We start from the raw sequence: 9633 nt of genomic DNA, 5'->3' as shown, positions 1-9633 counted from the left end.
CAAATGACCTGTCTGCCAAGTCAAAGCGGCAAGAAGCTCGGCCTCGTCATCGATCTCGACACCTGCGTCGGCTGCCAGGCCTGCGTCACCGCCTGCAAGGAATGGAACACCGGCGGCCACATGGCGCCGCTGACCGACATCGATCCCTATGGCGGCCATGTCGACGGCGTCTGGTTCAACCGCGTGCACAGCTATGAGCACACCACCGAGATGGGCGGACGGACGGTGAACTTCCCGCGCTCCTGCCTGCATTGCGAGACGCCGGCCTGCGTCACCGTCTGCCCGACTGGCGCCTCCTACAAGCGGGCTTCGGACGGCATCGTGCTGATCGACGAGGACAAGTGCATCGGCTGCAAATTGTGCAGTTGGGCCTGTCCTTATGGAGCACGCGAATTCGACACCGATGTCGGGGTGATGAAGAAATGCACGCTGTGTGTCGACCGCATCTACAATGACAATCTGGCCGAAGAAGACCGCGTGCCGGCCTGCGTCGCCGCCTGCCCGACCAGCGCCCGGCATTTCGGTGATCTCGGCGATCCCCTGTCGGCGGTCTCGCAACTGGTGGCCGAGCGTGGCGGCGTCGACCTGATGCCGGAGCTCGGCTATCGCCCGACCAACAAATATTTGCCGCCGCGCGCCCACACCGCGCGCGCCGCATCGGTGGCCGCGCCGGCATTGGAACCGGTGCGGGCCGAAGGCGGTTTCCTCGGCTGGGTCGACCGCATGCTTTCGAATTGACCCATGCATCCAGCCTTCTCCGTCGTCTTCTTCACCACTGCCACCGGCGCGGGCTACGGCCTGCTCGCGCTGCTGGGCACGCTCGGAGGCTTCCAGATCATCCCACCCGATTTCTGGCTGGGCTTCATCGGCATGGGGCTGGCGCTCGGCCTGATCGTAGCCGGCCTGTTGTCCTCGACGGGTCATCTCGGCCGCCCCGAACGCGCCTGGCGGGCGTTCTCACAATGGCGCAGTTCATGGCTGTCGCGCGAAGGTGTTGCCTCGGTCATCACCTTCATTCCGGCGGGACTGTTCGGCATCGGTTGGATATTCTTCGGCAAGACCGATGGCTGGGTCGGCATCGCCGGATCTCTGGCCACCATCGGCGCAATCATCACCGTCTGCACCACCGGCATGATTTATGCGTCGCTGAAGCCGATCGCCCAATGGCATAGCCGCTTCACCCTGCCCGGCTATCTCATCTTCTCGGCAATGACCGGCAGCGTGCTGCTGAACGCGCTGCTGCAGGGCTTTGCGCTTGGTTCGAAGGTGCAGCTGGCGGCTTGCCTGCTGCTGACCTTGACCGGCTGGGGCTGGAAGCTGGCGACCTGGCGCTACAATGACCGGCTGGAGATCCCGACCACCGCCAACACCGCGACCGGGCTGGCGGGAGGTACGGTGCGGTCGCTGGAATGGCCGCATACCGAAGAGAATTACCTGCTCAAGGAAATGGGTTTCCGCATCGCGCGCAAGCATGGCGCGCGGCTGCGTCAGATCACGCAGCTTCTGGCCTTCGCGTTGCCCTTGGGGCTGCTCGCCATTGTGTTCGCCCTGCCCTGGCCGCCGGCAGCGTTGCTGTCGGTACTCGCTGCTGCAATCCAGTTCGCCGGCATGCTGGTCGAGCGCTGGCTGTTTTTTGCAGAGGCGAAGCACACGGTTACGCTTTATTACGGCAGGTAGGGCTGTTTAGCCCGGCCGCAGCATCGAGCCGGAAATGGCAAAGATGCGTTGGGCGCCCAGCATATAGGCCATCAGCGTGTCCAGCCGGAACAGCCCGGCATAGGCGCGGTCGAGAACGTTGAGCGAACCGGTATAGGCGCCGAAGGCCGGCATGATCATGCGGCCTCCGTCGCCGGCAAAGCAGCGCCGCCGCACCGAGCGGCCCTGCTGGACGATGCGGGCGCAGGGATGCAGATGGCCCGCTATTTCGCCTTCGACACGCTGCTTCGACGGCTCATGCCGGAACAGCAGCGAGCCGATGGCAAGTTCACGCACCGTCTCGCCAGGCAGGTCGGCTGGCGCTTCCGGGTCATGATTGCCGGCGACCCAGAACCATTGCCGGCCTGATATCAACGCCTCCAGCCGCTCGCGGAAGCTTGCATGCATGCGCTGGGCGCCACCGCCATCGTGAAAGCTGTCGCCCAGGCTGATGACGATAGACGGCTGGTAGTCAGCGATGACGGCCTGCAATCGCAGCAAGGTCGCGCCGGTGTCGTAGGGCGGGATCAGCGTGCCGCGGCGTGCCAGCGACGAACCCTTTTCCAGATGCAGATCGGACACGGCCAGAAGCCGCAGATCCGGAAAATAGAGCACGCCGCGCGGGTCGCAGACGGCGCGCTTGCCGGCGATGCCGACAAGATCGGCCTCGGCGATCAGCGATGTGCGCGCCAGCGAAAAATTCATTCCTCGACCATCTCCGGCCCCATGGCCTCTGCGACCAGCGTCGCCGCATCCATCAGCAATGTCTCATCGGCTTCGCCGTTCACCGGCATCTTGCCGATCTCGAGCATGATCGGCACGGCGAGCGGCGATATCTGTTCGAGTGCCTTATGCACGATTCGACCCTGGATGCGCGAGAGCATGTCGGCAAGTCTGCTGACATCGAGCAGGCCGGCCGCCGCATCGGCACGCGTCGCCTGCAGCAGGATGTGGTCCGGTTCATGGCTGCGCAGCACATCATAGATCAGGTCGGTCGAGACGGTGACCTGGCGGCCGCTCTTCTCCTGGCCAGGGTGGCGTTTCTCGATCAATCCGGAAATCAGCGCGCAGTTACGGAAGGTGCGCTTGAGAAGCCAGCTGTCGGCCAGCCAGGCTTCGAGGTCGTCGCCCAGCATGTCCTGGTCGAAAAGTGCGCTCAGCGAAGGCTTCCTGGCTTTGAACATCGCGCCCATGTCGCCCAGTGACCATATAGCCAGCGCATAATCGGTGGCGACGAAGCCGAGCGGCCTGGCTCCTGCCCTGTCGAGGCGGCGGGTGAGCAGCATGCCGAGCGTCTGGTGCGCCAGCCTGCCCTCGAACGGGTAAGCCACCAGATAGTGGCGATTGCCGCGTGGAAAGGTCTCGATCAGCAGGTCGTCGCGCTTGGGCAGCACCGATTTGTCGGCCTGGAAGCGCAGCCAGTCGGCGACCTGCTCGGGCAGCTTTTTCCATCGCTGCGGGTCATCGAGCATGATGCGGACCTGTTCGGCGAGATAGGTCGAAAGCGGAAACTTGCCGCCTCCATAATAGGGCACCTTGGCATCGCTGCCCGGCGCGTTCGACACGAAGCATTCATTCTCGCGGATGCCCTCGAAGCGCAGCACCTTGCCGGCGAACATGAACGTGTCGCCATGCGTCAACGTTTCGAGGAAGGCCTCCTCGATCTTGCCGAGGACCCGGCCGCCACGCGAAGCCGCGCCTTTGCTGCCGGCCTGCACATATCGAACATTCAGCGCCGGCACCTCGATGATGGTGCCGACATTCAGCCTGTATTGCTGGGCGACGCGCGGATTGGACACCCGCCACAACCCGTCCTTGTTCAAACGGATGCGGGCATAGCGCTCGTAGTTCTTGAGCGCATAGCCGCCGGTGGCAACGAAGTCGATGACGCGGTCGAATGTCGGCCGGTCGAGGCTGACATAGGGTGCTGCCGTTCGCACCTCCTCGTACAGGTCATCGGCACGGAACGGCGCGCCGCAGGCGCAGCCGAGCACATGCTGGGCCAGCACATCGAGCCCGCCATTGATCAACGGAGGCGTGTCCTGCGCGCCTAGATAGTTCGCGTCGAGGGCGGCCCGGCATTCCAGCACCTCAAAGCGGTTGGCGGGGATGAGGATCGCCTTGGACGGCTCGTCCATGCGGTGGTTGGCACGGCCGATGCGCTGTGCCAGTCGGCTCGCCCCCTTTGGCGCGCCGACATGCACCACCAGATCGACATCGCCCCAGTCGATGCCGAGATCGAGAGTCGAGGTGGCGACGATGGCGCGCAGCGCGTTTTCGCCCATCGCCTTCTCGACCCGCCGGCGCTGGGCGACGTCGAGCGAACCGTGATGCAGCGCGATCGGCAACGTGTCCTCGTTGACCCGCCACAATTCCTGGAACAGCAGCTCCGCCTGGCTGCGCGTGTTGACGAACAGCAGGGTCGTCTTGTGGCGCTTGATTTCGCGATAGATTTCCGGCGTGGCGTAGCGCGCAGAATGTCCCGCCCATGGCACGCGCTCTTCGGAGTCGAGGATGGAAATCTCCGGTTTCGCACCCCCGGTGACGACGATCAGTTCGGCCATGTCATGGCCTGTCGAACCCTTGGGTGGATTCTGGCTGACCAGCCAGCGCCGCAACTCGTCAGGTTCGGCCACCGTCGCCGATAGCCCGATGGTTTGCAGACCAGGGACAAAGCTGCGCAACCGTGCCAGGCCGAGCGCGAGCAGATGCCCGCGTTTCGATGTCACCAGCGAATGCAGTTCGTCGAGCACGACGTAGCGCAGATCTTCGAAGAAGCGTCTGGCATCGCCGGCCGCAATCAGCAGCGCCAGTTGTTCGGGCGTGGTCAGCAGGATATCGGGCGGCACCAGTTTCTGGCGCTGGCGCTTGTGCGCCGGCGTGTCGCCGGTGCGCGTCTCGATGGTGACGGGCAGCCCGATCTCTTCCACCGGTTTGCCGAGATTACGCTCGATATCGACGGCAAGCGCCTTCAACGGCGAGATGTAGAGCGTGTGGATACCGCGCTGCGCCTGGCCCGGCTTTCTCTTTGGCCGGTTGGCCAGTTCGGTCAGCGAAGGCAGGAAGCCGGCCAGCGTCTTGCCGGCACCGGTCGGCGCGATCAGCAGGACCGACTGACCGGCCTGGGCCTTCGCCAGAAGTTCGATCTGATGGGCGCGCGGCGACCAGCCTTTCTCGCCAAACCATCTGAGGAATGGTTCGGGCAGGGCCACGGCGGCATTCTGTTCGGCAAGGCGCGGCTCAACTGTCACCCGCCAGAGGTAGCGCGACGGCGCGCGAACGCCAAGGAAAATCGGAACAAAAGGTGATCGAGGTGAGCTTTCCTCGCCCCGGTACGGGGAGAGGATGCCGGCAGGCAGGTGGGGGGCGGCGCGAACCTCTCAATGCTGGCGCTGTCCCTCATCCGCCCTCGGGCACCTTCTCCCCGTGAACGGGGCGAAGGAAGAAAGGCTACGGCCTCCTGAACCCTGTCGGGCCACCATAGAGATAACCGATGCGGTCAACCGCATCCTTCAGGCCTTCGCGCGACACCAGCATGGTGTGGCCGTTGGCGTGGATCATCGTGTCGGCATCGGTCATGACGGCGACATGGCCCTTCCAGAACACCAGATCGCCGCGTCGCAAGCCGGAGAAATCAGGTCCCGGTTCCAGCGGCTCGCCAAGGGCCGCAGCCTGCATGTCGGAATCGCGCAGCACGTCTCTGCCGGCCATGCGCATCGCCAGTTGCACCAGCCCCGAACAGTCGATGCCGAAACCGGAAGTGCCACCCCAGAGATAGGGTGTTCCTAGAAACGCCTCGGCAACCGCGACATAGTCGGACACAGCTTCACTGAGCGGCCGCAGGTGACCTGCGATCAGCGCCTCGCCGGACGGCAGGACCGCATAGTGCGTACCGCGCGTCTCGGCCGCCTCCGTCACTGTCACCGTCGATCCCATCGACAATTGTCCGGCGATCGGAAAGCGCAGATCCGGCGCGGGATAGAGGAAGGTGCGCGGCACGCAGACGATGTGCGTCGGCGTATGGTCCCGTTTGCCCAGCATCGTGTCGGCGACATAGCCGACATAGCCGTCGCGTTCGGCCTGGACCCAGGCCCAGCCTTCAGCGACATCGAAGACCAGGACATCGTCGCCGAACAGGGCTTGCGTGTTGACGCCGGCATCCGCCCGCGGCGCCTTGCGCATATCGGCCACTGACGCGATGACCCGCGCCGGCCGGCCGGCGACGAAGCGGTCAGCGGCGACCTCACCCTTCAGCCGTGCATCGGCAAGGTCCGAGCGAAAAGCGTGAAGGCGGGCATCCCTGGCAGTCAAATCGAGCACTCTGTTGAAAAGGTCGCTCACATCGGCAGTTCGAGCGCCTTGGCGATGATACCATCGCCGAAGCGCTCGACAAAGAGCGCGCCCTCGACCGTGCGCCTGATCAGAACATTGCGCTTGTCGAGCTCGTCGCGATGGCGCGAGACGAGTTTCAAAGCGCCCATCGTGTCAAGGGCGCGGGTGATCACCGGCTTGGTGACATTGAGCCGGGCGGCGAGCCCGCGCACGGTGTGCGGCGGCGGATCGAGATAGATGGTGAACAGGATTGCCGTCTGGCGCATGGTCAGATCGGGCGCGTCGTCGCGCACCTGCGACAGCATCACCTGCTGCCACAGTCGCAAGGCCTGGCTCGGGCGCATCGCAATCGACATCGCGCCAGCATGACGGCAAATTGTTTCGGTTCCGTTTCAGTCAAAGCGATTGCCGTCTTTCGCCTGCGACTGTCAGCCATAGCGTTTCGCGATGATCCGCTCCAGCGCGCGGATGCCCTGTGCCTCGCCGCCGGCGGGGCCATGCGGACGATCAGCCGGATTCCAGGCGAAGATGTCGAAATGCGCCCAGCCCGCGGTTTTTTCGACAAAGCGCTTCAGGAACAACGCCGCTGTGATCGAGCCGGCGAAACCGTCCGTGGTGACATTGTTGATGTCGGCGATCTTCGACGACAGTTTTGCATCGTAGGGCCGCCACAGCGGCATGCGCCACAGCGGATCCTCCGTCGCGACGGAAGCCTCCGCCAGATCGGATGCCAGCGTTTCGTCGCCGGTGTAGAACGGTGGCAGATCGGGGCCGAGCGCGACACGGGCAGCCCCGGTCAGCGTCGCCATGTCGACCAGAAGCTGCGGCTCCTCCTCGTCGGCCAGCGCCAGCGCGTCGGCCAGCACCAGCCGTCCCTCGGCATCCGTGTTGCCGATCTCGACAGTGATGCCCTTGCGGCTCATCAGCACGTCGCCAGGCCGGAAGGCGTTGCCGGCAATCGAATTTTCCACCGCGGGAATGAGCACGCGCAGCCGCACATTCAGCCCGGCAGCCATGATCATCGAGGCGAGGCCAAGGACATTGGCGGCACCGCCCATGTCCTTCTTCATCAGCAGCATGCCGGACGATGGCTTGATGTCGAGGCCGCCCGTGTCGAAGCAGACGCCCTTGCCGACCAGCGTCACCTTCGGTGCGTCTTGCTGTCCCCATCGCATGTCGATCAAGCGCGGTGCGCTGGTCGACGCACGGCCGACCGCATGGATCATCGGGAAGTTCCGGTCGAGGAGATCGTCACCCTTGATCACCGAGACTTCGGCCTTGTGCCTGGCGGCCAGGGTCCGCACCGCCTGCTCCAAATCTTCCGGACCCATATCGCTGGTCGGCGTGTTGACCAGATCGCGTGTCAGGAAGACGCCATCGACAATGCGGCGAACGCGCCCGGCATCGACGTCGGCCGGCAGGCCGAAGCGCAGCGCCCTGCCTGGCTTCTTGCCGTAGCGGGTGAAGACATAACCGCCGAGCAGCAGCGCGATCGCCGCGAGTTCGGCCTCGGCCGGCGCCAAGGCGAAATGCCAGTCGCCTTCCGGCAAGGCTTTCGACAATGCGCCGAGGGCAAGCGCGCCTTCGCCATCGCCGATACCGAACAAGGCGCCGCCGAGCGCCCCGTTTTCGCCGGGCACGACCAGTGTCCTGCCTGCCTCGCCGGAAAAGCCGTTGGCCCTGGCCCAGGCGATGGCGGCCGGCGCAAGACCGGCCGCGTCCAGACCGTCCCTGGCGACCAGATGGACCGGCAACGCGCCCGGCAATGTCTTCCCGACGAGTTCGACAGGCATGCGATGTTCTCCGTGTGAGTCGCCGTTCTTAACCGTCCGTTAGGGTTAACAGAATATTTCTGCGAGAGGGAAGACGGCCACGCAATGGCCGCGCATGAATGGAGGCTTAGGGTGCCATGCCGACCAACCGCAGGATCAATATCAGGGGAAAACGGCTCATCACCATGGCTCTTGTGCTGGCGCTGACGGCGGGCGTCGCCGGTTGCGGAACCGACAAGCTCTCCACCGGCTCTATCGCACGCACCAGCGGCAAACCGCTTGAAAGCATGTCGGCCGGCGAACTGCACAATGCCACCGGCGCACTTGGCCAATCCTACGCGAAGAACCCCAACGACAAGCGGATAGCGACGAACTATGCGGCGGCGTTGCAGATGGATGGCGACGCCGACCAGTCGCTGGCCGTGATGCGCAAACTCGCCATCGCTTTGCCCAAGGATCGTGACGTGCTTGCCTCCTACGGCAAGGCGCTGGCCGCCAATGGCCAGTTCGAGGCGGCGCTCGACGCCGTGCGCCGCGCTCAGACACCGGAATATCCCGACTGGAGGCTGGTGTCGGCGGAAGCGGCCATTCTCGACCAGACCGGCCAGAAGGACGATGCGCGCCAGCTTTACCGCAAGGCGCTCGACCTCAAGCCGAACGAGCCTTCCGTGCTCTCCAATCTTGGCATGTCGTATGTGCTGGAAGGTGATCTGCGCACCGCCGAAACCTATATGCGCTCGGCCGCGCAACAGCCGAATGCGGACAGCCGGGTCCGCCAGAACCTGGCGCTGGTCGTCGGCCTGCAAGGCCGGTTCGACGAGGCCGAGAAGATCGCCTCACAGGAACTGTCGCCCGAACAGGCGCAGGCAAATGTCGCCTATCTCAGGCAGATGCTGGCCCAACAGAACGCCTGGAGCCAGCTCAAGGACCAGGACAAGCCGAAATCCGCAACCAACTGAGACCACAATTCCGATGCCCCAACGAAGAGGCCGCGTTGCATGCAGCGCGGCCTCTTCGTTTGAAGTGTACTGCAGGAATTTGCCTTGCCGCTACTGGGCGTTTGTTGCCGGCGCCGCATGATCGCCGAAGATACCGCGTTGGCTGACCTGAATGCCGGCGGGACCCAGGATGATGGCGAAAAGCACCGGCAGGAAAAACAGGATCATCGGCACGGTAAGTTTTGGCGGCAGGGCGGCCGCCTTCTTCTCGGCCGCATTCATGCGCATGTCGCGGCTTTCGGCGGCAAGCACGCGCAGTGCATGCGCCACCGGCGTGCCGTAACGCTCGGCCTGGACGAGCGCCTGCGACACCGACTTGACCGAATCCAGGCCGGTGCGGCTTGCCAGGTTCTCGTAGGCCTGCTTGCGCTCCGGCAGATAGGAAAGCTCGGCATTGGTGAGGATGAACTCTTCCGCCAGCGCCACCGATTGCGCGCCGATCTCGTCGGCGACCTTGCGCAATGCTGCTTCCACCGACATGCCCGATTCGACGCAGATCAGCATCAGATCGAGCCCATCCGGCCATGCCATCTGGATCGACTGCTTGCGCTTGGTGGCGCGGTTGTTGACGTAGATGACCGGCGCGTAGAAGCCGCCGTAAGCAACGAGGATGCAGACGAACAGCCTGATGACCAATGGCTTGTCGGGCAGTCCTCCGAGCACGAAGATGTAGATTGCGGCCAGCGCGAAACCGACAAAAGGAAGCACGAGACGAAAGAAAAGAAACCGCGTCAGCGGATTCTGTCCACGAAAACCGGCCACCTTGAGTTTCTGCAAGGTGCCTTCATCGGCGAGCGCGCGTCTCAGATCCAGCCGGTCGACGATGTTGCGCATGC

General features: G+C 64.2%; 9 protein-coding genes. 3 read left to right on the top strand and 6 right to left on the bottom strand.

The window, feature by feature from the left end; translation table 11 throughout:
* The first annotated feature begins 3 nt into the window (after nucleotides 1-3).
* A complete protein-coding gene (locus EN884_RS13640; RefSeq protein ID WP_063170003.1) occupies nucleotides 4-738 on the top strand; it encodes a 4Fe-4S dicluster domain-containing protein in 735 nt (244 codons plus the stop codon).
* Between the two features lie 3 nt (nucleotides 739-741).
* Nucleotides 742-1677 (top strand): DmsC/YnfH family molybdoenzyme membrane anchor subunit, encoded by a 936-nt coding sequence (locus EN884_RS13635; protein WP_063170002.1) that lies wholly within the window; start codon nucleotides 742-744, stop codon nucleotides 1675-1677.
* Nucleotides 1678-1683: 6 nt separating this feature from the next.
* Here the strand turns inward: EN884_RS13635 and pdeM are convergent, their stop codons facing one another.
* The 5 genes from pdeM to EN884_RS13610 form a co-directional block, all read right to left on the bottom strand.
* Nucleotides 1684-2400, bottom strand: a complete 717-nt coding sequence (gene pdeM, locus EN884_RS13630; protein WP_063170001.1) for a ligase-associated DNA damage response endonuclease PdeM — start codon at nucleotides 2398-2400, stop codon at nucleotides 1684-1686.
* Nucleotides 2397-4946 carry a ligase-associated DNA damage response DEXH box helicase gene (locus EN884_RS13625; protein ID WP_063170000.1) on the bottom strand — a complete coding sequence of 850 codons (2550 nt, stop codon included), beginning with the start codon at nucleotides 4944-4946 and terminating at the stop codon, nucleotides 2397-2399. The genes pdeM and EN884_RS13625 overlap by 4 nt, the downstream gene beginning before the upstream one ends.
* Before the next feature lie 199 nt (nucleotides 4947-5145).
* Nucleotides 5146-6006, bottom strand: a complete 861-nt coding sequence (locus tag EN884_RS13620; RefSeq protein WP_063170457.1) for an NlpC/P60 family protein — start codon at nucleotides 6004-6006, stop codon at nucleotides 5146-5148.
* 26 nt (nucleotides 6007-6032) lie between these two features.
* Nucleotides 6033-6383: a MarR family winged helix-turn-helix transcriptional regulator gene (locus EN884_RS13615; protein WP_013533675.1), complete on the bottom strand. Its 351-nt coding sequence runs from the start codon at nucleotides 6381-6383 to the stop codon at nucleotides 6033-6035.
* Nucleotides 6384-6455: 72 nt separating this feature from the next.
* Nucleotides 6456-7820, bottom strand: coding sequence for a M17 family metallopeptidase (locus tag EN884_RS13610; RefSeq protein ID WP_063169999.1), 1365 nt, complete (start codon nucleotides 7818-7820; stop codon nucleotides 6456-6458).
* A gap of 116 nt (nucleotides 7821-7936) precedes the next feature.
* Between EN884_RS13610 and EN884_RS13605 the strand changes: the two genes are divergently transcribed.
* Nucleotides 7937-8758, top strand: coding sequence for a tetratricopeptide repeat protein (locus EN884_RS13605; RefSeq protein ID WP_013533677.1), 822 nt, complete (start codon nucleotides 7937-7939; stop codon nucleotides 8756-8758).
* A 90-nt stretch (nucleotides 8759-8848) separates the two neighbouring features.
* Here the strand turns inward: EN884_RS13605 and EN884_RS13600 are convergent.
* Nucleotides 8849-9633: type II secretion system F family protein (locus EN884_RS13600; protein WP_164895003.1), on the bottom strand; the 785-nt coding region annotated here is incomplete at its 5' end.

This window comes from Mesorhizobium sp. M7A.F.Ca.AU.001.01.1.1 (assembly GCF_004022735.1).
Classification (GTDB): domain Bacteria; phylum Pseudomonadota; class Alphaproteobacteria; order Rhizobiales; family Rhizobiaceae; genus Mesorhizobium; species Mesorhizobium ciceri.
This window is presented reverse-complemented; position numbering and strand designations above follow the sequence as displayed.